Origin of the sequence: Microbacterium timonense (assembly GCF_900292075.1) — a bacterium.
GTDB lineage: Bacteria > Actinomycetota > Actinomycetes > Actinomycetales > Microbacteriaceae > Microbacterium > Microbacterium timonense.
In genome coordinates, this window is record NZ_OLMV01000005.1 from 69,419 (window position 1) to 93,803 (window position 24,385).

Below are 24,385 nucleotides of genomic sequence, written 5' to 3' on the forward strand. Positions count from 1 at the left end.
CCGGCCGCCTGCCTCACAGGGCGGCGCGTGAGTACAGTGAGCGCATGACGACGCTCGTGCTCACCGTGGTCGGGGATGACCGCGCCGGACTGGTCGCGGCGGTCGCCGATGTCGTCGGGCGTCACGGCGGCAACTGGGAGAACAGCGAACTGGCCGAGCTGTCGGGCGCCTTCGCGGGGATCATCGAGGTCACGATCGCTCCGGAGCGCGCCAACGAGCTGCGTGAGGCGCTGGGCGTGCTCGACGGCCTGTTGAAGGTGGCGGTCCACGCCGGCACGGACGACCTGCCCGCCGGCGCGTCCGCGCAGGCCCTGACGATGCACGTCATCGGCAACGACCATCCCGGCATCGTCCGCGACATCTCGACGGTGCTGCGAGCACACGGGGTGTCGATCGATCACCTCACCACCCGCACCACCGAGGCGGCGATGTACGGGGGCCGGCTCTTCGAGGCCACGATCGTCGCGCGCGTCCCGGCATCCGTCGATCCGGAGGCTCTCACGACCCAGCTGGAACAGCTGGCCGCCGAGATCCAGGTCGACGTGACTGTCGGCTCCTGAGCCGGCCGGTCCTCAGGCGAGGTCCCGCAGGCGCGCCGCGATGCCGCTGTCGTCACCCGCACGGCGCTCGTAGCCCACCGCGATGATGAGGAGCACGGCGCCGACGACCGACAGCGTGATCCACCACGGCATCGCCTCGATGCCTCTCCCGATCTGCACCAGGAATGCCAGCACGTTCTCGACCGGCAGCACGACGATGCCGAGAACGAACGGCGCGGCCAGGCGCAGGCGGGCGCCGATGAGGATCGCCACCAGGGCGATCGCCATGACGAGGATCGCGCGCCACGTGCGCGGATCGGTGTAGGTCGCAGCGACCGACGCGCTGAGGAGCGTGACCAATCCGGGGCCGAGCAGCGCCCACGATCCGCTCCAGCCGGCGGGCCAGGACTCCAGCGTGCGCGCTCCGAGATCGGTCGATGTCGCGGGTCGCGCCGCGCCCCGCAGCGCGAGCGCTCCGGCGGCGAGCAGGAACGCACCCAGCGGCACCGAGAACCACTCGACGCGCAGGTCGCGGGGGCTCCACGCCACCACCGCGGTCGCGAACGACACTGCAAAGAGGAACCACACGGGAGGCAGTCCCGTTGCGACGCGCAGGGTCCGGGCGGCGACGAGCACCATCAGCGCCAGGAAGGCGAGCTGCAGCGCCCACATGGTCCAGATCACCGGCCACTCGCGCTGGATCGACGGCCATGCGGCGACCGCGAGGATGAGGACGGCGGGCGCGCCGAGCCACCGCGTGCGCGCCGCCCACGCGCCCTCCGGTGCCGCTCGGCGCAGGCCCCGTGCTGCGAGCGCCGCCGCGCCCGCGCCGACCACGCCGAGCGAGAGTGCGGCGACGATGGCCGGGTCCGTCGGCGGCGCATCCAGGCCGAGGCCCCACCGCACGCCCTGGACGGCCGCCCCTGCCGCTGCCACGACGGCGACGGCGAGGGTCGGTGCGCGCAGCACCCGAAGTCGCCGCACCCACGGGCGAGCACTGCGTGTGACGACGACGGATGCCGCCACCAGCGCCCACGCGGTGATCATGAGGGCCGATGCGCGCGCCGTGCCGGAGGCGCCGGCGGTCAGCTCGCCCGGCAGGGCTGTGGTGGCCCCCGCGGCCAGAGCGAGCAGCACCGGCACCACGGCCACGGTCAGACCCACCGTGTACAAGCCGACGGCGCGCGTGCCACGTGCCGTGAGCACCGCGCCCACGACGGCAGCAGCGAGCGCGGGCGGCAGAAGGTACGGCTCGGGACCGGCGACGCCGAGGATGCCCCACCCGCTCCACAGCGCACCGGTGAACGAGGCTCCGGCAAGAGGCCACGCGTACCGGCGAGGTGAGAACAGTGCGGCGGCGGCGAATCCCACGCCGAGGATCACGAGCACGAGTAGAGCGGTCGCCAGACCCGCCGCGGGGCGGGCGAGAGCGAGGATGACGGCGATCGCCCCGGTCAGCAGCGCGGATGCCTCGATCGCCGTCGCGGCGGCCCGAGCATGCGCGGGATCGAGCCGTCGCCGCAGGGACCCCGTGATGGCGTCGGCCGATGCGAGGACGGCTGCGACCACCAGTGCGATGACCGGCAGCACGACCGGAGACCCGCTGGCCGCGAGCAGCTGCGCTCCCAGGCAGACGGTCACCACCGCGATCGCAGGAACGAGTGTGGCGGCCGCGAGTGCACGCACGAGGATGCTCAGGCCCTCCCGCGTCGTCCCGACCAGGGTCAGGGCGAGGCAGAAGATGACCGCGGTGGACAGTGCCGTCCACCCGCTGCGCTCGAAGATCACCTGCACCACCCCGATCGCGAAGGGCACGGCGGTCACCGCGAGGACGGCGTGCCAGTAGCGGACCGGGATGCGTCGGGCGAACGTCACCGCGATTGCTGTGACGCCGGCGCCGCAGGTCGTGAGGCACACCACCACCACCGGCTCCGCACCCGCGCGGGTCAGCGCCGTCGCCAGCACGACGAGCGCATAGGCGAAGGCGGCGCCCACGTGCAGGAACCGCGCCGCGCGCGGCACCGTGGCAGCCAGTGCGGCGATCGACACGACGATCGCGACGCCGGCCCACACCGTGAGTCCGTCGTCGCGCCACGAGAGCACCGTCGCGAACACCACGGCGGCGTGGGATCCGACGATGAGCGGCAGACGGGCCGCGGTCGAGGCATCCCGAAGCCGCGTCGCGACGATCACGCCCGCGCCCACGGCCGCCAGCAGTGCCAGGCCGATGCGCGTCCAGAGCTCCAGCGAGGGAAGACACAGCAGCGTGAGGAACGCCAGGATGCCGTACCAGGCGCCGACCACTCCGAGCCGTCGCGACGCCTGCGACGTGCCGGCCGCCGCCCCGGTCAGCCCGGCGAACGTGCCGACCGAGAGAGCGAGAGCGGCCAGACCCGTCGTCAGGTCGGCGCCGTCACCGGGGAGGAGGAACACGTCGTCGGCTGGTCTGGTCAGCGTGCTCACGATCGTGAGCACGGCGATCATCGTCGGGAGCGCCGCGACAGCCGCCACCACCGCGACGGCTCCGGTGAAGAACGGCCCGCGCGGCACACGGTGGTGCAGCGGCGCGACCGCTCCGACGAGGAGCAGGCCGAGCCCGGCCGCGACGGGGAAGACGGCGAACCAGGTGCTGAGGGGGAACAACGGTGCCGCCGCCGGCAGGACCGTCACCGCCGCGACCAGCGTGGCTCCTGCGGCTGCCGCCCAGAACCCACCTGCCGGATGTCGCACCGACGCGACGGCGACCGCCGCTGTCGCGAACAGCGTGCCGCTGACCAGGAACGCGAGCGGAGCGCCGTCTGCGGCATCCGCCCCCCACACGGTGATGAGCGCGGTCAGCACCATGGCGATCTGCGCCGCCGTCAGGGTCACCCGTTCGGCGGTGAGCGGTCCGGACAGCCGCTCGGTGAGCGCCACGAGCGCACTGGCAGCGGCGGCGGAGGCGAGGCATCCGGCCGTCGTCGCGATCGCCGATGCGCCTCCGAGTCCGAACATGGCCGGCACCAGCGCCAGTGCGACGAGGCCGCACCAGCGCCACGCGCGGATGCCCGCCCGCGGACCGAGCAGGGCGAGCCCGCCGCCGCACAGGAGGGCCGTCACGGCCGCGAACGCCCAGTCGTTCACCGCATTCGGCAGGAGGGGAAGCGCCGCGGCGGCGGTGAGCGCCACGAAGATCGCGCCGAGCGCTCCGATGGCCTCGGCCGAGAACCGCAGACGGCGTCGTGCCAGCATCGCCGCTCCGCCGAGGAACGCCGCTGCGATCGCGCCCACGATGAGGGCTCGGGGCAGCGGCGCGGTGAGGTCGGGGTTGAAGAAGGTGAACACGACGGCGGCGACCGCGACGAGGCCGGCCCCCGCCACGGCGAGAACGGACTGCACCGTCGCCGACGACGCCGGGGGAGAGGCCGCTGACACCGACGCCACCGAGGCCGGCTGGCGGGTCGGTTCGACGGGACCCGCCGCCGCGACCGCGAGGGGCGCGCGTGCATCGAGCGGACGCCGCGGAACACGATCGAGCACCGCCTGGCGGGCGCGCAGCGCCTCGGCCGCCGTGCGCGACGCGCGCCAGAGCTCGTCGCCGATCTCGCCGGCGAAGTCGGCACCGCAGTAGGGGCAGCGTCGTCCGGCGACGACGCCGACCGCGCAGACCGGGCAGCGGGACACCTCGAGCAGTCCCGCGATCGCGGCCTCGCTCCACTCCGGTGCGGTGGGGTGCGCTGCGGTGCGGTCGCCGGGAGGTGCGCCGGTCATGCGTCGCCCTCCGTCGCGCCGACGGCGGCGGGGTGGTCGTCGGGCACCCACTCGAGGATGTCGCCGGGCTGGCATTCCAGCACCCGGCAGATGGCGTCCAGCGTCGTGAAGCGCACCGCCTTGGCTCGCCCGTTCTTGAGCACCGACACGTTCGCCGGGGTGATGTCGATCGCGGCGGCGAACTCCGTCACCGACATCTTCTTCTTCGCCAACTGCACGTCGAGATTGATGATGATCGGCATCAGACCACCTCGGACAGATCGTGCTCGAGTTGCGAGGCTTTGCGCAGAAGACCCCGCAGCACCACGAGCAGCAGCGACATCCCGGCGCCGACGACGATGCCGAGCAAGCAGAGCAGCAGGACCGACGGCGATGTGGCGGGGGCGGTGGCCAGCAGTGCGAGCGTGGTGACCACGAGCACCGTCGCGATGACGACGGCGGCCAGGCTCACGTCGACCCAGGGGAAGGCACGCGGGGTGAAGATGCTGTCGGCGCGCACGAGCGTCAGCAGTCGCCACACGCACACCAGGACGACCTGGGCGCAGACGGTGAAGATGACGCCGATCACGACGCCGGGCACCTGCAGGTACGCCAGGTGCGGGTACATGCCTGCCAGGGATGCAGCCATGCCCGGCAGCACGGCGAGCTGGCACACCACGAGGAGCGCGATCAACACGGCGATGAGAGCCTTCAGAACCACGATCGTTGTACGGCGCATCCCAGACCTATCGATAAACGGCATGTAGCTATCGAAAAACAATAGCCTTGGCATCCGCCCCGCGCGCAAGACCGGCGGCTGGGGATGTGCTGCGAGGGGTGTGCGGTGAGTGCCGTGCGCGATAGCGTGCGGGCGTGGGGTCGCTCATCTACTTCAACTCCGCGTCGCTCGACGGCTACATCGCCGGACCCGATGGCCGATGGGACTGGGCCACGCCCGATGCCGAGGTGCACTCTTTCGTCAACGACCTGGTCTCACCTTCGCGCACCCACCTCTACGGGCGGCGGGTGTACGACGTCATGAAGGTCTGGGACGACCTGCCGCTCGTCGATCTGCCGCCCGCCGAGCGCGAGTTCGCGGTGCACTGGCGCGACATCGACAAGATCGTCTACTCCGCGTCGCTGGACGCGGTCTCCACACGGCGCACAGAGCTGCGGAGCCTCTTCGATCCCGCCCAGGTGCGCGAGATGGTGGATGCCTCGACCACCCCGATCGCCATCGGCGGCGGCCGGCTGGCCTCAGCTGCGGCGCGGGCAGGCATCCTCGACGAGGTGCATGTCGTGGTGGCGCCCGCCGTCGTGGGCGGCGGCATCCGCTTCCTCGACGAGGGGCTGCGGCTGGACCTGGAGCTCTTCGACGAGCGTCGCTTCGTCAACGGCTTCGTGTATCTCGGGTTTCGCGTCAAGCGCTGACGGGCCAACGAGCGCCGGCGAGCGGCGGCGACCGGGTGAATGGGCGGGTGAAAAAACCCGATCGCCCGAAGATCTCCTGATAGGCAGGTGGGAAGGCGGCCTCAGGCGTCGGTCTTCGCCCGAGGCACGCAGCCGGTTACATCAGGGGGAACTACTGTGCAATCGCTTCGTCTCAAGACGAGTAGGCAAGAGAAGAGCAAAGGGTCGGGCGAAAGTGCGGTGAGGCGGCGTACGCGCCTCATGGCCGGCATCGGCGTCCTGGCGCTCGCCACATCGGTGATCGCGAACGTCGCTCTGCTGCCGCAGTCGGCGCAGGCCGCACCGGGCGACCCGTTCGATCCCGCCGATCCTTACGTGTACATCGCGCAGGGTCAGCCAACGGGGCTCTACACCGCGATGACCGATGCCTCCGGGAACGTCACGTTCTCACCCGAGGGTGGGCCCGCGTCCGTGGACTACAACGCGATCGCCTACAACACGGCGGACAACTACATCTACGCGCTCGTCGGGGCGAGCTCGAACCCGCAGCTGCCAAGTGCATCGCTGGTGCGGGTCGGGCAGGACGGCACGCTCACCCGCGTCGGAACCAGCACCTACATCGGGTCCGTGTCGGCGACGTTCGGCCCCGACGGCTACTTCTACTCCTACGCCAACTCCGCCGGCACGATCGTGCTGCAGGTGATCAACGTCGCCACCGGCGCCGTCGTGCGCACCACGCCGATCACCGGCGAGCTCGCCGTGGGCAACGACATGGCGTTCAAGGACGGGTTCCTCTGGACCATGGGCGGCGGACTCATCAGCCGCACCAACCCGGCGACAGGCGCCACGGTCCGCTTCACGACGCCCTTCCCGACCGACGTGGCCGATCAGGGCGGCGCGGCATGGACCTTCGGCAACGGCAACCTCGGCTTCTCGTACAACGTCTCGGGCACCATCTATCAGATCGCCGTCGCCAATGCTGCCAGCGCCGCCCCGACCTTCACGCTCGTATCGGCGAACCCCGGCCCCCCGAACGCCAACAACGACGGCACCGCTTCGCCCGGGCTTCCCACCGACCTGTCGATTGTCAAGGACGGGCCGGAGGCGGTGGTCCCCGGGAGCACTGTGACGTACACGCTGACCGTCACCAACAACGGCCCCGGGAACTCGAGCGGCTTCGTCGTGAACGACGCGGTGCCGGCGCCGCTCACGAACGTCGTGAGCACGGACGGCGGCTGCTCGATCACCGGCAATGCCGTGCAGTGCGTCGGCGGCCGCCTGCTCGCGAACCAGTCGGTGACCTACACGATCACCGCGTCGGTTCCGGCAGGTCTGGATGCCGCCGTGGCGAACACGGCGACCGTCACCTCCAACGAGGAAGACCCCACGCCTGGCAACAACACGTCGACGAACACCAGCCTCCCCGCGGGTCTGAGCATCGTGAAGCACGCCGGGGATCCGGTGGACGTCAACGGCAACGGCATCACCGACGCCGGCGACACCATCCAGTACACCTTCGACGTCACCAACTCCGGCGATGTCACGATCACCGGCATCACTGTGGATGACCCGCTCGCCGGAGCAGTGACCTGCCCGCAGACCTCGCTCGACCCGGGTGCCGGCCAGCTGTGCGCGGCCGATGATGTGTACACGATCACGGCCGCAGATGTCGCAAGCGGTTCCGTGGAGAACACCGCGACCGTCCGCGGCACGACGCCGGACGGTGAGGAGTTCGAGTCGACGCCGTCGACGACCTCGACGTCGACGACGGCGCCCGACCCCGGCATCACCGTCGTCAAGTCCGCCGACCTGGAAGACACGACGTACGAGCCGGGCCAAGTCGTGACCTACCACTTCGTGGTGAGCAACACCGGCAACGTCCCGCTCACCGGGATCACCGTGGATGAAGGCGACTTCTCCGGCACCGGTGACCTGTCGGCCGTGGACTGCCCCGCGACTACCCTGGCGGTCGGTGACCAGATGGTCTGCCAGGCCACCTACACCCTGACGGCGGAGGATGTCGACGCGGGTCAGATCACGAACTCGGCCACCGCCACAGGAACACCCGTGGGCGGCACCCCGATCACGTCGGACCCGTCTGAAGCGGCGATCCCGACGCCGGCCGAGCCCGGCATCTCCGTCGCGAAGACCGCCGCCCCCGGCACCGTCAGCACGGCCGGTCAGACGATCACCTACTCCTTCCTCGTCACCAACACCGGAAACGTGACGCTGAGCGACGTGGCAGTGGACGACGTGGACTTCTCGGGCTCCGGCGAGCTGTCGGCGATCGACTGCCCCGCGACCATGCTGTACGCCGGGCAGGTCCAGACCTGCGAAGCCACGTACACCGTCACGCAGGACGACGTGGATGCCGGCATCCTGACGAACACGGCAACCGCGGGCGGCACGCCTCCGGGCGACGCCGAACCGATCACGTCGGAGCCGTCGTCGGCCACGGTGGGCATCACGCAGTCGCCCGCGCTCACGGTCGAGAAGACCGTCGACGTCGACGCGGCGGAGGTCGGACAGACCGTCACCTACTCCTTCCTCGTCAGCAACACGGGGAACGTGACGATCACCGACCTCGTCGTCAACGACACGGAGTTCTCGGGCTCGGGTGAACTCTCCGCCATCACGTGTCCCGCGGACAGCGTGCTCGCACCCGGGGATGACGTCACCTGCACGGCCACGTACACCGTCACGCAGGCCGACATCGACGCCGGCGAGGTGACGAACACCGCAACAGTCACCGGAACCCCGCCCGCGGGCGATCCGATCACCTCGGTGCCGTCCACGTCGACCTTCAGCACCGACCCGCTGCCGTCGCTGACGGTCACCAAGACCGCGGATGTCGATGAGATCACGGCAGCCGGCCAGATCGTGACGTACTCGTTCCAGGTGCGCAACACCGGGAACGTCACGATCACCGATCCCACGGTCACCGAAGGCGAGTTCACCGGACGAGGCGAGCTCTCGGCCGTGACGTGCCCCGACGGCGCCTCCGTCCTCGACCCGGGCGAGACGGTGACCTGCACCGCGACGTATACGGTGGTCGCCGCCGACCTCACGACGGGTCGCCTGACCAACACGGCGACGGTGAGCGGCTCGCTGCCGGGAGGCGGCTCGATCACGTCCGATCCGTCGACCTCGGCGGTGACGGTGAACCCTCCCCGGCCGGCGGCACTGCCCGCCACGGGTGGCGAGATCTCCGGCGTGGTGATCGGCGCAGGCCTGGTGCTGTTGGCCCTCGGCGGCGGCATCCTGGTGGTGCTGCGCCTGCGGCGACGCGCACAGGGCTGATCGAGCACTGACCCGACGGGGCCGGCTCCTCACGGAGCCGGCCCCGTCGTGCTGGGTACCACGCGAGCCCGGCGCGGCGTCGTCGACGGGCGCCTTCATCGCACCCGCTGACCGTCATGGCCGGTCCTCGGGCGCAGGACCGCACGGCACCCCGCCGGGACCTGACGCCCGCACGAACGTGACCGACGCATCCAGTGGAAGGACTTCGCGCCCTGGGAACGGCGGCATCACACGGGGAGGCTGTCGACGACGATGATGGCCCCTCCTCCGACCTCGCGGGCCAGACCGGCATCACTGACAGAAAGGCCACCCATGACCATCGGCGTGATCGAACGGATCGAGCTCGAGGCATCCTGCATGATCTTCGATGCGCTCGCAGCCGGGCCGAGCGACGGAGAACCCGTTCTCCTGCTCCACGGCATCCCGGAGACCAGCGCGATGTGGACGGAGATCATGACCGCCCTCGCCACCGCGGGATACCGCTGCGTCGCTCCCGACCAGCGCGGGTACAGCCCCCGCGCCCGCCCCGAGGATGTCGGCGACTACGCCCGCGAGCACCTCACGGCGGACGTGTTCGGCATCGCAACCGCCGCCGGGTTCGAGCGCTTCCACCTCGTCGCCCACGACTGGGGGGCAGCGATCGGCTGGTCCGCCGTCGATGCCGACAAGGGCGAGCGGATCGCCTCCTACACCGCGCTCTCGATCCCGCATTACCGTGCGTTCGCGCAGGCCACGAGGGACGACCCCGCCGCAGCGACCTACCGCGAACAGCTGGCCATGTTGAGCGCTGTCGACAGCGCCTTCGCGGAGTTCCTTCTCGCCGACGACGCAGCGGGTCTTCGCGTCCACCTCGACGCGCATTCCGAAGCTCTCATCGCCGAGTACCTCTCCGTTCTCGGCGTTCCGGGCGCCTTCGACGCCGCGCTCAACTGGTACCGTGCGTCGCGGGGGCACATGAGCGTGCTGGACGAGCCGGACACGGTTCTCGGGGAGGTGTCCATCCCGACGATGCTGATCTGGGGCGGCCGGGACGTCGCCGTCACCCGCATGGGAATCGAGCAGGGCCGAAAGTACCTGACCGGCCCGCACGAGTTCGTGGAGCTGGACGCCGGGCACTGGCTGGCTCAGGAGGAACCGGAGATCGTCCTCGCGCTCATCCGTCGCCAGCTCGGCCGCTTCCCCGTCTGATTCGCAGAAAGGACCAGCTCCGTGGGTTCCCAGCCAGACACCGCGATCGCCATCCGGCCGTACCTCCCGGAGGACGCCGAAGCGACTCTCCGGATCTTCGAGCGCGCCGTCTCGATCTCCGCCCTGTCGCGGTATACCCGGGGCCAGGTGAGCGCATGGCTCGGCGGTCCTCGTGACCTCGCCACCTGGGCGGCCGATCGCGCGCGCGTTGCGACCTTCGTCGCCGAACGAGGGGGCGAGCTGGCCGGTTTCATCGATCTTGCCGGCGACGGATATGTCGACCGCCTCTTCGTGGACCCCGATCACGGCCGCCGGGGTGTCGGGAGAGCGCTCCTGCAGCATGTCGAGGCCGAGGCTCGCCGCCTGAAGATCCCGATCCTGACGACCCATGCCAGTCTGGTCGCGCGCCCGGTCTTCCAGGCGAGCGGCTTCACCGTCGTCTATCCCGAGACCGTGCACAAAGACGGCGAGCGTCTGGATCGGTTCTTCATGCGGCGCTCGCTCTGAGCGCTGGAGGTCCGGAACGGCCGGAACGGTCCCGCTACGCGCTCACAACGCGAGCGTGCTCCGCGATCGCTGACAGCACGGCGCTGTCGGGCGCATCCGTGATGACACCGCTCACCGCGGAGAGGGGAAGCACGAGGAAGGGCGAGGCAGCGCCGATCTTCTCCGAGCTGGCGAGCACGAACGTCTCGGCGCTGCGCTCGGCGAACGTGCGCTTGACGACCGCCTCGTCGGAGTCGCCGGTCGTCAGGCCGAACTCGACGCTGACTCCGGTGACGCCCATCAGGAACATGTCGGCGTTGATGCGCATGGCTGCTTCGACCGTCGCGGCCCCGGAGGCGACGACGGAGTGACGGAAGATGCGGCCCCCGACGAGGACCGTCTCGATGTTCGTCTTGCCCAGCAGCTCGACGGCGACGGTCGGACTGTGCGTCACCACGGTCGCCACGAGATCCTGGGGAAGCTCGCGCGCGACCTGCATTGCCGTGGTGCCCCCGTCGAGGACGAACGTCATCCCGGGCTGAACCAGCTTCGCAGCGGCGACAGCGACGCGCGATTTCCCGGACGTGTTGAGCGCGGTGCGCTCCTCGTACGTGACCTGAGCGGCCGGCATCGGAAGGGCGCCGCCGTAGACCCGGCGGCAGAGGCCTGCCGCAGCGAGCTCTCGAAGGTCGCGCCGGATGGTGTCTTCCGACACACCCAACGCTCGCGCCGCATCTTTGGCCAGCACCTTGCCCTGCGATTGGAGCGTGGCGAGCAGCAGATCCTTGCGCTCGGCGGTGAATGATCTGTCCTGTTCTTGCACGTTGACACTCTAGCAATCTCTGATAACGTGCAGAACATGCAAAAACCGATGCTCATCTTGATCGCCGGTCCTTACCGGTCAGGCACAGGCGACGACCCCACCCTCATGTCCCAGAACCTGCGCCGCCTCGAGAGCGCGGCGTGGCCCATCTTCGAGAAGGGGCATGTGCCGATGATCGGCGAATGGGTGGCCCTTCCCGTCCTCGACAGCGCCGGAAGCAGCGTGTTCGAGCCGCTCGCGCGGGACGTCCTCTACCCCACGGCCGAACGTCTGCTGCAGCACTGCGACGCCGTGCTCCGCCTCCCGGGCGACTCCAGGGGCGCAGACGAAGATGTGAGGATCGCTCACGAGCGCGGCATCCCCGTGTATCACTCGCTGGATGAGGTGCCCACTCGCGATAGCGCGCTCGACGCGCATCAGCCTGCCTGATCGTGCAGAACGCGCAGGCCCGTCTCACGACGGGCCTGCGCCAAGGAGTTCTGGCACCCGGGGGTTCCGATCCGGGCAGGGCGACATCAACCGAAGGGAGATCATCGATGGCCCGCGAGCAGTCGAGTTCGTCACCCACCGCTCGCCGCGGTGCGGCGGCGCGACGACGCCGCACTCCTCTGACAGCGGCGGTGGCAGGGACGCTGGGCCTGGCCGCCTTCGGGGGGACAGCAGTGGTCGGATCCGGGCGCTCCGCACCCACCCTCACCGACGACCCGCCGACTCTCCGGAGAATGTGCAACAGCAACCTCTCCTTGTCGCCCTCCCGAGAATCCCGGCTCTTCCACCGGGACCAGATACTGCTGCACGACCGCATCCACGCCGCCGCTGTGCGTCCGAGCATCTCTGCCGACGAGCATCACGAGATTCGGGAGGCGATGGTCCTCGCCCGCGAAGACGAACGACACCGCATCCACCGAGACCTCCACGACGGTCTGGGCCCGACGATGGCGGCCCTGGCGCTGCGGATGGAGAGCGCGAAGAACTTCGTGCACGAGGAGCCGGAGCGGGCCATCGCCACGCTCGAGCAGGCGTTGACCGAGACGCGCGCCGCGATGCAGGAGCTCCGCCGCCTCGTGCATGGGCTCCGCCCGCCGTCGCTGGATGAAGTCGGGCTCGTCCGAGCCCTCTCGCGCCAGTGCGATCTCCTGAGTCTCAACGGCTCTGACGCGGGCGTCCACATCCGACTCCATGCATCGTCGCTCCCGCGCATGTCCGCGGCCGTGGAGGTGGCGGCGTACCGCATCGTCTCCGAGGCGCTCAACAACGTCGTGCGCCACTCGCGGGCGACGCGCTGCGACGTGTCGATCGACATCGACGAGACTCGAGATCGGTTGCGGCTGCGTATCGAGGACGACGGAGTCGGCCTGCCCGCGGAACTGGCCCTCGGGGTGGGATTGCGGGCGCAACGGGAACGCGCCGAAGAGCTCGGCGGCTCGTGGCGAGCCGAAGCAGCGCACCCCCACGGTCTCAGCATCCACGTGTCCCTTCCCCTTCAGCCTGCCCACGAGGCAACCGCACTCATCACCGAGAAGGACTGATCATGCACATCGATGCTCCCGAGCTGCGCGTCCTCATCGCCGACGACCATCCGGTGTACAGGGACGGACTCGCCGTCCTGCTGGGGTCGCTTCCCGGCATCGAGGTGGTGGGAACGGCTTCGGACGGCGTCGACGCCCTGTCGAAGACCGGCAAACTCCTGCCGGACGTCGTCGTGATGGACATCCAGATGCCCGACATCGACGGCATCCAGGCGACGCGGAGGCTTCGCCAGAGCGGCTCCGCGGCGGCCGTGCTCATGCTGACCATGAACGAAGAGGACGAGGCCGTCCTCGACGCGATGCGCGCCGGTGCCCGGGGCTACCTCGTCAAGGGTGCTGCGCAAGATGAGATCGAGCGCGCAATCCATGCGGTCGCAGCCGGAGGGGCGGTCTTCGGGTCGGCCATCGCGGAGAAGATCAGCGGCCTTCTCGCTGACGTGAAGCCCGCGGCGCCCGAGACGTTCGAAGAGCTCACCGCCAGGGAACGGGAAGTGCTCGACCTTGTCGCTGCCGGTCTCAACAACTCGGAGATCGCCGCTCGGCTGTTCCTGAGCGACAAGACCGTCCGTAACGCCGTATCGACGATTCTGTCCAAGCTCGCCGCACGGGACCGTCCCCAGATGATCATCCGAGCGCGCGAGGCCGGGCTCGGCCGAGGCTGAGCGTGCGCGGGACTTCCGCCCGCGAAAGGAAAGTGGATGTCCCGTCCTTTCGATACAGGACGACGAGAGTGTGGAGCAGGATGAGCAGTCACCGAGTATCACCGCCTTCGGCAGAGCGGCGCCTGCTGCTTCAGGCGACAGAGCGAAACCTCGCCGCCCACGCGGCGCATCTCCACCCCTTCGTCGAGGGCGCGACTGTCTTTCGCGTCGGCGACTTCCAGGTAGCGGACAGCGGGTTCGATCACGACACGTACAACATCGTCTCGCGCGCTGATTTCCGGCGCGGGTTTCGCGTCGACGACGTCACGGTGGTCGCCGAGTACGTGCGGCGTGTGCGGCGTCCGTTCTCGTGGTGGGTCGCTGACGACACGGTCCTCGACGAGGCGCAGCGGGTCTTGCCGGCCGCGGGATTCGCCGCCGGTGAGACCGAGGAGGTCATGTACGCCGAGGTGCGAGGATCACGACGCCGTTCCGTCGCGCCGGCGGGTGTCGACATCCTTCCGGTGCAGCGAAGAAGCCAGCTCGACGACTACGCGCAGATCCTTGCCGCGAACTGGAACCCGCCGGCCACCGATGTCGCCGCATTCCTGCACGCGGCCGGATCCGACGCCGTCTCGGGCGATGAGCCGACGAGCCGGTTCTTCGTCGCCTACGCCGGCGGGGAGGCGGTCGCCGGCGCCGAAGTGCATGTCGCCGCCGGAGTGGCAGGGCTCTACGGGATTGCGACGCTCGAATCCCATCGGGGCCGGGGTATCGCGTCGGCTCTCGTCTCGACCTGTCTCGAGTGGGCCGCGACCGCCGGCGTGCCCACTGCCGTCCTTCAGGCGACGGACGAGGGGAGCGGGGTCTACCGTCGGCACGGGTTCCGCACGGTCGGGCAGTGCACCGAGTTCGGCATGTGATCGTGCCGGCAGTGCGGCCACAATCACGTCATGAGCTGGTCGAGGATCTGTCCGGTACGCACCCACAAGAGCGAGCCGCCGACCCCGTCGACGATCCTGCGTTCGCCGCCGAACCGGCCGGACAACGTTGCGCCGAGGTCGGGCGAATGAGCGGTGTCATCGGACCCGAACCAGATGTCCAGTGAGCCATCCCGCGGAACGGCCACCGGCCACCGCGATGACGCCAGAACGGTGTCCTGTGCGTAGCCCGCGCCTCCGGAGCCGAGAGCCTCTTCCAGTGAGCGGCGGAACAGCTGACGGAATCGCTCGTTCCCGAAGACCGGTGCGTCCGACCGGCTCGCCCCCGACATGACGAACTCGAACATCCGGTCAGGGTCGAACGCGCTGAGGAATGACGTGATCCCGTGCGGGTCGGTGTGGACGCTCTCGACGAATGACGCGACGTCCGCGGGTAGCTGGGAGCGAACCGCCTCGTGCGCGACTTCGTCAGCCGGTGAGACGAGCGCCGTGCGCCGGAACATCCCCTGGCCCGCAGCCGCGAGCGCGAACGGGGCCCCCTGCGAGTTCGCGAGCGCGTACGGTTGGATGAGCTCGAGCTGTTCGAGAACGTCCGCGAGATCAGCGGCGACGCTGGTCAGCGATTTGGCCGCATGCGGCGTGGAGTCTCCCAGCCCTGGGCGGTCGAAGGTCAGCATGCGTACGTGGCGCTCCCGCGCGGAGGTGCCGAACGCGTTCATCGATCGAGAGCTCGCCGCTCCGGCGAAGAAGACGACCGGTACACCTGTCGGCTCGCCGAATTCGGCGACCGCCAGCTCGCGCCCGTCGGCAAGCTCGAGCCTGTGCTCGCGTGACGGCGCGAGAGAGAACTCCTCGTTCATGCGGCTCCGATCGGACTCACGGTACGGCGAACGGCCCCGAGAGCGCCGCCCACTGGACCATGAGGATAGTCTTCGCGTCCACGATCTCTTCACCGATGGACGCCAACGCGGTCTCGAACGGCATCTCGACGACTTCCGTGTGCTCCGCCTCATCCGCGACGCCCGCGACTGCGCCGACGGTGATGTCTCCGCTTCGGTACACGCCCGTGAAGAAGTGCAGACGCTCGGTGACCGAGCCGGGGCTCATGTACACGTTGAACACGGGACGAACGTCCGAAAGTCGAAGACCGACCTCTTCCTCCACTTCCCGCGTGATCGCCGTGCGGGCATCGTCTTCATCGAGCAGACCGGCGGGAAGTTCCAGCAGCATCCCGTCGGGGTGCTCGTTCACGTACGCGGGGTAACGGAACTGACGCACGAGCAGGATCGTGCGGGCGAGGTCGTCGTAGAGGAACAGGCAGGCGCCATCGCCTCGGTCGTAGGTTTCGCGTTCGGCCTCGACCCAGCTTCCGTCGGCGCGCTGCAGCTCGATGCGGTTCGCACGGGTGATGTACCAGTTGGAGCTCAACAGTCGGACTTCCTTGACGCGGACGCGCGGATTGCGTCGCAGGTCCATTCCCGTACGGTGCAGGCCTGTACGGCCCCGACGGTCAGGAATGTCCGCCCCGGGTACACCGGTCTCGTCTGCCACGATTTCTCCTCCTGCTCTCGCACGCACCGACGGCTGAAAGCGGCAGGTGCAGGGGCCAGCTTGCGGGATGACGAGCCCGTGCGCGAGGGACATCTGTCCCGAAGCCGAACTCAACCGTCCTCAGACATCGCCGGCGCGCGGGACCGTTGTCCTGACATCGCCGTCGTTGACGACGTTCGGGCTTCGGTCGTGTGAGACTCACCGCATGACCGGACACGTCGCGCCTCAAGATGAGCAGACTCCGCGGCTCCTGGTTTCGGCATGCCTCGCCGGTGTGCCCTGCCGCTACGACGCCCTCTCGCGACCCGATGCGCAGATCGTCGCCGCCGTCGAGCGCGGCGAGGCGGTGGCGCTGTGTGCCGAGCAGCTCGCGGGTTTGCCCACCCCTCGCCCACCTGCGGAGATCGTCGGGGGAGACGGCGCGGACGTGCTGCGCGGCGATGCCGTTGTCGTCACCGACGCCGGCGAAGACGTCACCGCCGAGTTCCGTGACGGTGCGGAGCGTGTCGTCGGCATCGCAGCCTCCCTCGGGATCGAGCGAGCGATCCTGCAAGCGCGCAGCCCTTCGTGCGGGTGCGGCGAGATCTACGACGGTACGCACAGCGGCACCCTCGTCGAAGGGGACGGCATCGTGGCCGCTGCTCTGCGGGAATCAGGCGTCCATGTCACTGCGCTCCGGGGAGGAACCTCGACGCCGAGCGAATGACGCAAACCCGGATCGACCGCGCCGCGCTTCGCCGCTCTCGCCGTCGCCCTGTCCGGATCGCAGATCGCGACATCTTCGTCAGTCCGCCTCGGCGAACAGGTGTCGCTCCATGGCGACCGCGATCGCATCTTCACGGCTGGACACCCCGAGCTTGCGGTAGATGCTCCGCAGCTGCGACTTGACGGTGTTGGTGGACACCACGTTGGCTTCGGCGATGCGCGCGATCGATGGGGTGTGCATGAGCTGCTCCAAGACGGCGAGCTCTCGCTTGGTGAGCAGGTCCTGGGGTTCGACGTCGCCCAGCAGGGGCTGCGGGGGGAGCCCTGCGGTCACGTGCGCGAAACCGGCCTCGTCCAGCGCCCCGGCGACCCGCGCCACATCGGGGGCGGGCAGCAGGAAGAGCGGCAGGCGCAGCCCCGAGCGGTCCAGCAGTGAACCGAGACGCTGCACGGCGGCTTCCCGGCGCGGAGTCATCGAGACGCGGAGGAGCACTGCTGCGTCCAGCGCCGCGACCTCCGCGGTCTGCCTCGTGGACAGGTGCGCGCCCGACACGGCGCGCAGCTCGTTGAGGGCGGTGCCGGTCTGCCCGAGTGACAGCGCCACACGCGCGCGTTCGATCCGGGCGACGTGCCCACTCGGCAGATCGCGTGCGAGCACGGCGCTCGCACCGTCGGGATTGCGGAGAGCCAGGTGCAGCAGTGAGCGGATGCGAGCCAGCCGCGCCCTGGCGCGCTTCGTTCCGCCTTCGCCGCCCCGCAGTTCGATCGCCTCCTCCAGGCGCGCCAGTCCGCGGCCCGGATGACCGCCGACCAGCTCGATGAGCGCGTCGATCTCGGCGAGCAGCGACCAGTGCTCGGTCGTGCGGCGGCCCCTCGTCATCGCGTAGAGGCTGTCGAGCCGGGCGCGCGCGTCCTCTGGTGAGAACGCTTCGAGCGCGAGCACGGACTCGGCGATGCGATAGAAGATGCCTGAGTACCCGTCGCGCTGGCGGTCGGTCCAGAGATCCGACCTGCCGTACTCGATGTGTTCACGCGCGTTGGCCAGGTCGCCTCGGAGGGCGTGGATGCCGGCGAGCAGCGCAAGGGGGCCCATGCCGTTGGACGGCGGAACGAGGGATGCCTCGGCGAGGCCGAGTGACGCCGCGCGCAGCGCTTCGGCGTGGTGGCCGCCGTAGTAGAACGACATACCGAGCACGGCGTACAGGCGCGGGAGCTCGGTGAGCGATGCGCGTTCTTCGTCGGTGAGGGCTTCGGCGAGCTCCATCGATGCGCGCGCGGCCGACACCGACATGTCTGTGCGGCCGAGGAGACGGAAACCCGCGGACTCTGACGATCTGATCAGCAGCCGGTCCACCGCGCGCAGGTCGTGGTTTCGCTTCGAGCGCGCGGCGCGCACGGCCATCGCGAAATACCGCAGGGGACGCAGACGCTGGAAGCGCAGCTGATTCAGAAGGATGCCGTACTCCATCGCCAGCAGCGGATACTGGCGCAGCACGCTGACCGGCACGCGGTGGAAGATCTCGCGCGCACCGTCGGCATGATCCGACACGAGCGCGTACCAGCCGGCTCGCACGGCATCCGTCGCTCTGTCCCAGTCCGCCGCGTCCACGGCGTCCGCCAGCAGCCGGAGGAGAGGTGGCTGATCCGGTGTCACCTCGTGCACATCGCCACGGCGGGGATCCGGGACGGTGGGCACGATGCCATGCTATTGCGGTGGCGGCGGCTCACCTCGTAGGTGCGCCGGGGGTCCGTCGGACTCTCGGACCCCCGGCGCAACCGACCGATCAGCTGCGGCCCTGTTCCCGTCGCCGACGCCGGACGAGCAGGAGCACGCCTCCGCCCAGGAGCAGGCCCACGGCGAGGACCACGGCACTCCAGGCGATCGTGCCGCCCGTGATCGCAAGGCCGGAGCCCTGCGGAGCCGGCGCCGTCGCGACGTCATCGATCCGCGCGGTCGACGGGTCCGACGCGACCTCGGAGCCGTCCGGCGCCACGCTTGTGGCGGACGCCGTGTTCACCAGGGCGGCGCCGTCGAGGTCGGCGGCGACGACCGTGTAGGTCGCTGAGCATTCGACCGTCTGCCCGGCCACGAGATCCATGTCGGCGGGGCAGTCGACGACGGGGGTGGCGCCGTGGCCCGAGAACGACTCCTCGGTCACCGAGACGTCCCGGGCCGTGGTGTTGCCCGTGTTCGTGATGGTGAACGTGTACGCGACGACCTGTCCGGCCTGCTGCACCTGTCGGGCGTCCGCGGTCTTCACCAGGGCCAGACCTGGTCTGGCCGGCGCCGGAAGCAACGCCGTCGACTCCTCCGATACGGGAGGCTCCACCCCGTCGGGGGCGTCACCCGTCGCCGTCGCCGTGTTCGAGAGCTCGCCCGAGTCGACGTCCGCCTGTGTGACCGTGTAGTCGGCGGCGCAGATCAGTTGATCCCCGGGAGCCAGCGGTCCCGACGGCTCGCAGTCGAGGGCACCCAGCTGGCCGGTTCCGGTGAACGCGCCCTCGACCACCCGTGCGTCGGTGATCGTCACGTTGCCGGTGTTGGTGGCGACGAACGAGTAGGTCACCACATCACCCGCACGGATGGTCTCGGGATCCGTGACGTCCGCGGACTTCACGAGCGAGAGATCGGCCACGCGAGCCACCGTGAGGGTCGCCGACGAGGGTTCCGACGACAGCTCAGCGCCTCCGGCGGATGCGGTCGCGACGGCGGTGTTCGTCACCTCGCCGGCGTCGACGTCGGGCTGGGTCAGCGTGTACGTCACCTCGCAGGTGACGTCGTCACCGGGCGCCAGGGTCGCCCCGCAGTCCGGAACGCCGAGCACCCCGGTACCCGAGAATGCGGTCTCGGCGATCGTGAGCCCGGTCAGGGTGACGTTGCCGGTGTTCGTGACGTGGAAGACGTACGTCACCTCATCGCCCGCGGCATCCGCCTCTTCCGGGGTCACCGTCTTCTCGAAGTCGATGCCCGGGGCCTGCGCCGCCGCGACGCTGACGGTCGATGCCGCGGCCAGCACGGGGTCACCCGTCGGCGTCTCGCCGGAGGCCTCACCGGTGTTGCTGATGCTGCCCTGATCGATGTCCGCCTGTGTCACCGCGTACTCCGCCGTGCAGGTGATCGACTCGTCGGGCGCCAGCACGTCGGCCGGGCAGTCGATCGGGCCGACCTCCCCCGAGCCGGTGAAAGTGCGCTCGATCGCAGTGACGGCGGTCAGCGTCACATTGCCCGTGTTCGTCACGAGGAACGAGAACACGACGGCATCACCGACGGTGTCGAAGGAGGTGACATCGGCGGTCTTCTCGACCGTGAGGGCCGGCTCGCTGTTCGCCGTCACCGTCGCGCTCGACTCCGGTGACTCGACGCTCGCCGTCGTGGGGTCCAACGCCGACGCCCGGGCCGTGTTCCGGAACTCTCCCGCGTCCATGTCGGCCTGCGTCACCGTGTACGGCGCGGTGCAGAGCACCTGCTGACCCGGGCTGAGTGTGGTCTCCGGGCACGTGACGACAGGGGTCGGCCCCGTACCGGTGAACTCCGTCTCGTCGACGGTCACTGCGTGCACGGTGACGTTGCCCGTGTTGCGAACCGCGTAGGTGTACGTCACGACGTCACCCGCGGCGTTCACGAAACCGGTGCTGGCCGTCTTCGTGAGGGTGAGGTCGGATGCCGCGACCTGCGGCGTCCGTACCGTGGAGTCCTCGGAGACGACGGGGCCGCCCGGTGCCGTGCCGGCTGCTCTGGCGGTGTTGGTCAGCGACCCGAAGTCGACGTCTTCCTGCGTCAACACGTAGGTGGCTGTGCAGGTGAGCTGCGCGGCCGGCGCGAGAGCATCGGTGGGACAGTCGATCGCCGAGAGCGCGCCGGTTCCGGTGAAGTCCACCTCGTCGACCGTGATGCCGGTCACCGGGACGTTGCCGGTGTTCGTCACGACGAACGAGTAGGTGATCTCCTGACCGGCGACGTACGCCGCCTCCCCGGACGGGCTCGCCGACTTGACGAGGTCGAGTGCGCTCACCTGCTCCACGTCGACGGCGGCGGTGGAGGCCGCGGACGTCACCGGCGACCCCGCCGGGGTGGTGGCCGTGGCGGTCGCCGTGTTGTCGATGCGGCCCGCGGTCAAATCCGCCTGGGTGACCGGGTAGGTCGCGGTGCACTCGGTCGATGCTCCCGGAGCCAGCGCCCCGCTCGGGCACGAGATCGTGGACATCGCGCCGCTGCCGCTGAACGCCGTCTCGTCGATGGCGACGCCGCGGAGGGTGACATTGCCGGTGTTCGTGACGGTGAAGGAGTAGTCGATCACGTCACCGACGGAGTCGACCGTGCCGGGGGTCGCCCTCTTCGAGAGGCTCAGTGCGCCGTTCTGCGTCGCCGCCACGGTGACCACGCCGGTGCTGTTGCTGAGGCTCGGGCCGGTCGGCGGGCTCGCCGTCGCCGTCGCCTGGTCGGACACCGACCCGTGGTCGAGGTCGGCCTGGGTCACGGTGTACGTCGCGGTGAAGACGGCCGACTGGCCGGGCGCGAGGGCCGTGGACGGACCGGAGCAGGTGCCCGCGGGCGAAGTCAGCGACGAGCACACGGGAGTGGGCGCGACACTGGACGCCGCGGAGTTCACGATGGCGTCGCTTACGCGCACGTTCGCGAGGGCGACCGCGGTGTTGTTCGTGACGGTGAACGTGAAGTTCACCTGCTGGCCGACGGCGTCGACCGTCGTCCTGTCGGCGGTCTTCGTGATCGCCGGCTGGGCGCTCTGCGCCTGCAGGCCGGTCAGCGACGATTCCGCCTTGCCGAGGAGCGAGTCTCCGGCGATGACGTTCGTGCCGATGCTGTTCCACGCGATGTTGCCGGCAGCGGTGGCCGGAGTGCTCACCGTGTACGAGGCTGAGAAGCTGTTGCCGACGCGGACGTTGCCGTCGTAGCGGAACCGCAGGGCGGTGACGCTTGCCAGCGACGCGGGTGCGGTGGTCGTCCAATCGTCGACGCAGCCGGCGTTCGGGGTGAGCACCTCGGGTCGGCAGGGGTTCACCGCCTGCGAATACGCGACCGTGAGGTCGGCCGGCAGCGCGTTGATCCCGGTCAACGTCACCGGGAACTGCGAGCCCCTGGCCGCCGTCGACGACGCTCGGGTGTCGCCGACGCGGGGCAGCAGGTCGTACATCACCGGGTCGGTGAGGGTGGACAGGCCGCTGTTGGAGAACGACACGGTGTACGTCGCCGTTCCTCCGTCGACGCTCACGTGCCCCGTCCCGCCGGCGCCGATGGGCGAGGGGTCGAGGTTGCCCTGCACCACCTTGTCGACCGTGAAGCCGGCGCCGGTCGCCGCCACCGTGAACTGGGCGGAGGCACCGCAGAAGTTGCCCGGGATCGAGGAGCCGTTGGTGTCGAGGGCGGTGTCGCCGGGCGCGAGCGCCGGGGGTGCCACGTTGGCGCCGTTGACCGCGCAGAAGCCGATCGGAGCGCCGTACCCGATCGTCATGGCGTTCTGGAACGTCCCGGCGCAACCGGAGCCCAGCGGCACGTCGAACGCCGCCATGTTGACCGTGTAGATGCCGGGCAGTGCGGCAAGGCCCGCCGGGATGGTCCACTGCACGAGCGTGCGACCGGTGCCGTTGTAGTCGACGGTCTGGCTGGACGGCGAGAGGCCGGTGGCGGTGTAGACCCGGCCGTTGGGGCCGTTCAGGGTGACCGTCAGCGGAGGCACCGCGATGGTTCCGACATCCTCCGGGGAGAGGTACGCCAGCGTGATGGGCTTCGAGGGCGCGTCGGTGATCTCGATGCCGGAACCCTGGATCAGCACGCGCCCCACGCAGTTGCCGATGTGGCTCGCGCTCATGCTGCCGTACACGAGTGCGCCGTCGCCGTAGGTCGCCGGGTCGGCGACGAGGATGAGCGCGGTCTGCCCCTGCGTCGTCTTGACCTGCGTGGTCGTCCCCGAGAGGTACGCGTTCACCGACGTCGTGTTGCTGAGGACGTGTCCGGGCACGGCATCAGGCGCCGCGTACCCGGTCACGGTGAATCGGATGGCGGCGAAGTTGTTGCTGCCCTCCTGCGCGAATGGCGGGATGTCGATCTCCGCCACCGCCGGCGCGGTCGGCAGTGTCCACCCGGTGCCCGCGACGTACGGCACGGTACGTGTTGTGCCGTCCGCCATGAGGAGGTTGATCGTGGCGCCGGCTGCGGGCGTGAAGCCGGTCACCGTGACCACTCGCGGGATGTAGGCGGGCCGCGCGCACACCACGCCGGGGGTGTTGCTCAGGTACTTCGCCCCGGAGACGTTGTCCAGGCACGGCAGCGGGTCCTTGATGTCGTAGCTGAGGCCGGAGTTCGTCGTCGCCGGGTTGGTGTTGACGCTGATCTCGTAGCTGGTGGTCTGCGCGCCGTCCCAGTCGCCGGGGAAGGTGTAGTTCGTGGGCGCGGTGTTGTCGATCGCGCGGTACTGCCCGCGGTTGGTCATCGTCTTCGTGCCGGGCGTCTTGTTGGTGCGCCAGTCCAGGTCGACGACCGTCGCGCACGGCGCGGCCGGCGTCGGCGATGCCGTCGCCGAGAACCCGTCGATGTAGGTGAAGCTCGAGGTCGCGGTGTGGCAGATCCTCGCACCGACCGGATCGGGCGTGCCGTTGGTCGCGGCGGTCCCGGTCACCGTGAAGACCAGGCGATTGTTGTTCGGGTTCAGGCACTCCGATCCGTCGCCGACGTACGTGATCGTGCCGCCCGAGGTTCCTACGGCGGGTGTGGCGAGGGTGCCGGGCAGCGAGACGGGGGCGGTGCTCAGACCGGCGAAGGTGAAGTTGGCCGGCAGATCGTCGGTGATCCGCAGGGCGGTGAAGCCGAGGTCGCCGGTGAAGTTGGTCGTTCCGCAGGCGAAGCTGAAGCTGAGCGTCATCGTGGCGCCGCTGAGGACGCTGGTGGGGTTGACGCCGGACCCCATCCCCGCGTTGTGGCCCGCGGTGATCGTCTGCACGGCAGGCGTGGGCACGGTGGCGGATCCCCCGCTGCTCGTGAAGGTGGGGGCGATGGTCACGGTGGCGCCGTTGAGCGTGGTCTTGTTCGGCGCCCGCACGCCGAAGGTGCACTGGTAGGTCCCCGTCGGCACCGTCCCCAGGCTGAACGTGACCTGTCCCGCGGTGCGCGAGAGGGCGGGGCAGCTGCCGGCCGACACCCAGTTCGAGAAGTCGGTGCTCGTGCCGTTGCCGGCGACGGTGTTGGTGGGGATCGTGATGGTGGAGTTCAGGCATCCGCCCGTCGTACTGCACGAGTACGTCACCGTGTAGTTGGCCAGCGCGTTGCTCTGCACCGTCGTGGTGGCAGGCGTGATGGTGATGCTCTCGGCGGCGTAGGCGGGTGCGGCCGCGACGAGCCCTCCGGCGAGCAGGCCGAGGACGGCGACGCCCGCGGCCAGCAGCCGGGCGATTCGCGATCGAGTGTGCAACGGAAGTCCCCCTTCGGAGGCGCGCTGGGGAAGCGCCTCCCGGGCGCCACCGTATCGGCGGCGATCCTCGGATCAAGGTTTTTTCACCCCGGCATCACCCTGTGCGCTGTCGAGTGCCC

General features: G+C 69.8%; 18 protein-coding genes. 10 read left to right on the forward strand and 8 right to left on the reverse strand.

Going from position 1 to position 24,385, the window contains the following annotated elements:
* The first annotated feature begins 44 nt into the window (after positions 1–44).
* Positions 45–560 carry a glycine cleavage system protein R gene (locus C9992_RS14150; protein WP_106816287.1) on the forward strand — a complete coding sequence of 172 codons (516 nt, stop codon included), beginning with the start codon at positions 45–47 and terminating at the stop codon, positions 558–560.
* 12 nt (positions 561–572) lie between these two features.
* On the opposite strand, the gene C9992_RS14155 is transcribed toward C9992_RS14150, so the two are convergent.
* The 3 genes from C9992_RS14155 to C9992_RS14165 are packed head-to-tail and all read right to left on the reverse strand — an operon-like array spanning position 573 to position 4,989.
* Positions 573–4,289: an SCO7613 C-terminal domain-containing membrane protein gene (locus C9992_RS14155; RefSeq protein ID WP_106816288.1), complete on the reverse strand. Its 3,717-nt coding sequence runs from the start codon at positions 4,287–4,289 to the stop codon at positions 573–575.
* Positions 4,286–4,531 carry a helix-turn-helix domain-containing protein gene (locus C9992_RS14160; protein ID WP_106816289.1) on the reverse strand — a complete coding sequence of 82 codons (246 nt, stop codon included), beginning with the start codon at positions 4,529–4,531 and terminating at the stop codon, positions 4,286–4,288. Before C9992_RS14160 ends, C9992_RS14155 begins: the two co-directional genes overlap by 4 nt.
* Positions 4,531–4,989, reverse strand: a complete 459-nt coding sequence (locus C9992_RS14165) for a DUF2975 domain-containing protein (protein ID WP_160150895.1) — start codon at positions 4,987–4,989, stop codon at positions 4,531–4,533. The genes C9992_RS14160 and C9992_RS14165 overlap by 1 nt, the downstream gene beginning before the upstream one ends.
* 152 nt (positions 4,990–5,141) lie before the next feature.
* Here C9992_RS14165 and C9992_RS14170 point away from each other — a divergent pair, with 152 nt between their 5' ends.
* The 4 genes from C9992_RS14170 (at position 5,142) to C9992_RS14185 (ending at position 10,673) form a co-directional block, all read left to right on the forward strand.
* Positions 5,142–5,699 (forward strand): dihydrofolate reductase family protein, encoded by a 558-nt coding sequence (locus C9992_RS14170; protein ID WP_106816291.1) that lies wholly within the window; start codon positions 5,142–5,144, stop codon positions 5,697–5,699.
* A gap of 240 nt (positions 5,700–5,939) precedes the next feature.
* Positions 5,940–8,978, forward strand: a complete 3,039-nt coding sequence (locus tag C9992_RS14175; RefSeq protein WP_106816292.1) for a DUF7507 domain-containing protein — start codon at positions 5,940–5,942, stop codon at positions 8,976–8,978.
* A gap of 312 nt (positions 8,979–9,290) precedes the next feature.
* A complete protein-coding gene (locus C9992_RS14180; RefSeq protein WP_160150896.1) occupies positions 9,291–10,166 on the forward strand; it encodes an alpha/beta fold hydrolase in 876 nt (291 codons plus the stop codon).
* A 21-nt stretch (positions 10,167–10,187) separates the two neighbouring features.
* Complete coding sequence (locus C9992_RS14185; RefSeq protein WP_106816294.1) at positions 10,188–10,673, forward strand: GNAT family N-acetyltransferase; 486 nt, start codon at positions 10,188–10,190, stop codon at positions 10,671–10,673.
* A 34-nt stretch (positions 10,674–10,707) separates the two neighbouring features.
* Here the strand turns inward: C9992_RS14185 and C9992_RS14190 are convergent, their stop codons facing one another.
* Complete coding sequence (locus C9992_RS14190) at positions 10,708–11,475, reverse strand: DeoR/GlpR family DNA-binding transcription regulator (RefSeq protein ID WP_106816295.1); 768 nt, start codon at positions 11,473–11,475, stop codon at positions 10,708–10,710.
* Positions 11,476–11,511: 36 nt separating this feature from the next.
* On the opposite strand from C9992_RS14190, the gene C9992_RS14195 reads away from it, so the two are divergent.
* The 4 genes from C9992_RS14195 (at position 11,512) to C9992_RS14210 (ending at position 14,568) form a co-directional block, all read left to right on the forward strand.
* Complete coding sequence (locus tag C9992_RS14195) at positions 11,512–11,904, forward strand: DUF4406 domain-containing protein (RefSeq protein WP_200826348.1); 393 nt, start codon at positions 11,512–11,514, stop codon at positions 11,902–11,904.
* A gap of 293 nt (positions 11,905–12,197) precedes the next feature.
* The gene (locus C9992_RS14200; RefSeq protein ID WP_160150897.1) at positions 12,198–13,004 is read left to right on the forward strand and encodes a sensor histidine kinase; all 807 of its coding nucleotides are present in this window, start codon (positions 12,198–12,200) and stop codon (positions 13,002–13,004) included.
* 2 nt (positions 13,005–13,006) lie between these two features.
* Positions 13,007–13,666, forward strand: a complete 660-nt coding sequence (locus C9992_RS14205) for a response regulator transcription factor (RefSeq protein WP_200826349.1) — start codon at positions 13,007–13,009, stop codon at positions 13,664–13,666.
* 80 nt (positions 13,667–13,746) lie between these two features.
* Positions 13,747–14,568: a GNAT family N-acetyltransferase gene (locus tag C9992_RS14210; protein WP_106816298.1), complete on the forward strand. Its 822-nt coding sequence runs from the start codon at positions 13,747–13,749 to the stop codon at positions 14,566–14,568.
* A gap of 23 nt (positions 14,569–14,591) precedes the next feature.
* Here the strand turns inward: C9992_RS14210 and C9992_RS14215 are convergent, their stop codons facing one another.
* Complete coding sequence (locus C9992_RS14215; protein WP_106816299.1) at positions 14,592–15,446, reverse strand: alpha/beta fold hydrolase; 855 nt, start codon at positions 15,444–15,446, stop codon at positions 14,592–14,594.
* 16 nt (positions 15,447–15,462) lie between these two features.
* The gene (locus tag C9992_RS14220; RefSeq protein ID WP_235008246.1) at positions 15,463–16,062 is read right to left on the reverse strand and encodes an NUDIX domain-containing protein; all 600 of its coding nucleotides are present in this window, start codon (positions 16,060–16,062) and stop codon (positions 15,463–15,465) included.
* A 280-nt stretch (positions 16,063–16,342) separates the two neighbouring features.
* On the opposite strand from C9992_RS14220, the gene C9992_RS14225 reads away from it, so the two are divergent.
* Positions 16,343–16,843 (forward strand): DUF523 domain-containing protein, encoded by a 501-nt coding sequence (locus C9992_RS14225; protein ID WP_106816301.1) that lies wholly within the window; start codon positions 16,343–16,345, stop codon positions 16,841–16,843.
* Positions 16,844–16,921: 78 nt separating this feature from the next.
* On the opposite strand, the gene C9992_RS18440 is transcribed toward C9992_RS14225, so the two are convergent.
* Together C9992_RS18440 and C9992_RS14235 are read right to left on the reverse strand one after the other, a co-directional pair.
* Positions 16,922–18,538, reverse strand: coding sequence for a response regulator transcription factor (locus C9992_RS18440; RefSeq protein WP_106816302.1), 1,617 nt, complete (start codon positions 18,536–18,538; stop codon positions 16,922–16,924).
* An 88-nt stretch (positions 18,539–18,626) separates the two neighbouring features.
* The gene (locus C9992_RS14235) at positions 18,627–24,266 is read right to left on the reverse strand and encodes a DUF7507 domain-containing protein (protein ID WP_106816303.1); all 5,640 of its coding nucleotides are present in this window, start codon (positions 24,264–24,266) and stop codon (positions 18,627–18,629) included.
* Positions 24,267–24,385: the final 119 nt, after the last annotated feature.

Excerpts from the sequence above, each read along its gene's own strand:
- C9992_RS14210 (WP_106816298.1), top strand. The coding sequence starts at position 13,747 with ATGAGCAGTCACCGAGTATCACCGCCTTCGGCAGAGCGGCGCCTGCTG.
- C9992_RS14175 (WP_106816292.1), top strand. The coding sequence starts at position 5,940 with ATGGCCGGCATCGGCGTCCTGGCGCTCGCCACATCGGTGATCGCGAAC.
- C9992_RS14155 (WP_106816288.1), bottom strand. The coding sequence starts at position 4,289 with ATGACCGGCGCACCTCCCGGCGACCGCACCGCAGCGCACCCCACCGCA.
- C9992_RS14200 (WP_160150897.1), top strand. The coding sequence starts at position 12,198 with ATGTGCAACAGCAACCTCTCCTTGTCGCCCTCCCGAGAATCCCGGCTC.
- C9992_RS14150 (WP_106816287.1), top strand. The coding sequence starts at position 45 with ATGACGACGCTCGTGCTCACCGTGGTCGGGGATGACCGCGCCGGACTG.
- C9992_RS14180 (WP_160150896.1), top strand. The coding sequence starts at position 9,291 with ATGACCATCGGCGTGATCGAACGGATCGAGCTCGAGGCATCCTGCATG.
- C9992_RS14160 (WP_106816289.1), bottom strand. The coding sequence starts at position 4,531 with ATGCCGATCATCATCAATCTCGACGTGCAGTTGGCGAAGAAGAAGATG.
- C9992_RS14225 (WP_106816301.1), top strand. The coding sequence starts at position 16,343 with ATGACCGGACACGTCGCGCCTCAAGATGAGCAGACTCCGCGGCTCCTG.
- C9992_RS14195 (WP_200826348.1), top strand. The coding sequence starts at position 11,512 with ATGCAAAAACCGATGCTCATCTTGATCGCCGGTCCTTACCGGTCAGGC.
- C9992_RS14205 (WP_200826349.1), top strand. The coding sequence starts at position 13,007 with ATGCACATCGATGCTCCCGAGCTGCGCGTCCTCATCGCCGACGACCAT.
- C9992_RS14215 (WP_106816299.1), bottom strand. The coding sequence starts at position 15,446 with ATGAACGAGGAGTTCTCTCTCGCGCCGTCACGCGAGCACAGGCTCGAG.
- C9992_RS14220 (WP_235008246.1), bottom strand. The coding sequence starts at position 16,062 with ATGGACCTGCGACGCAATCCGCGCGTCCGCGTCAAGGAAGTCCGACTG.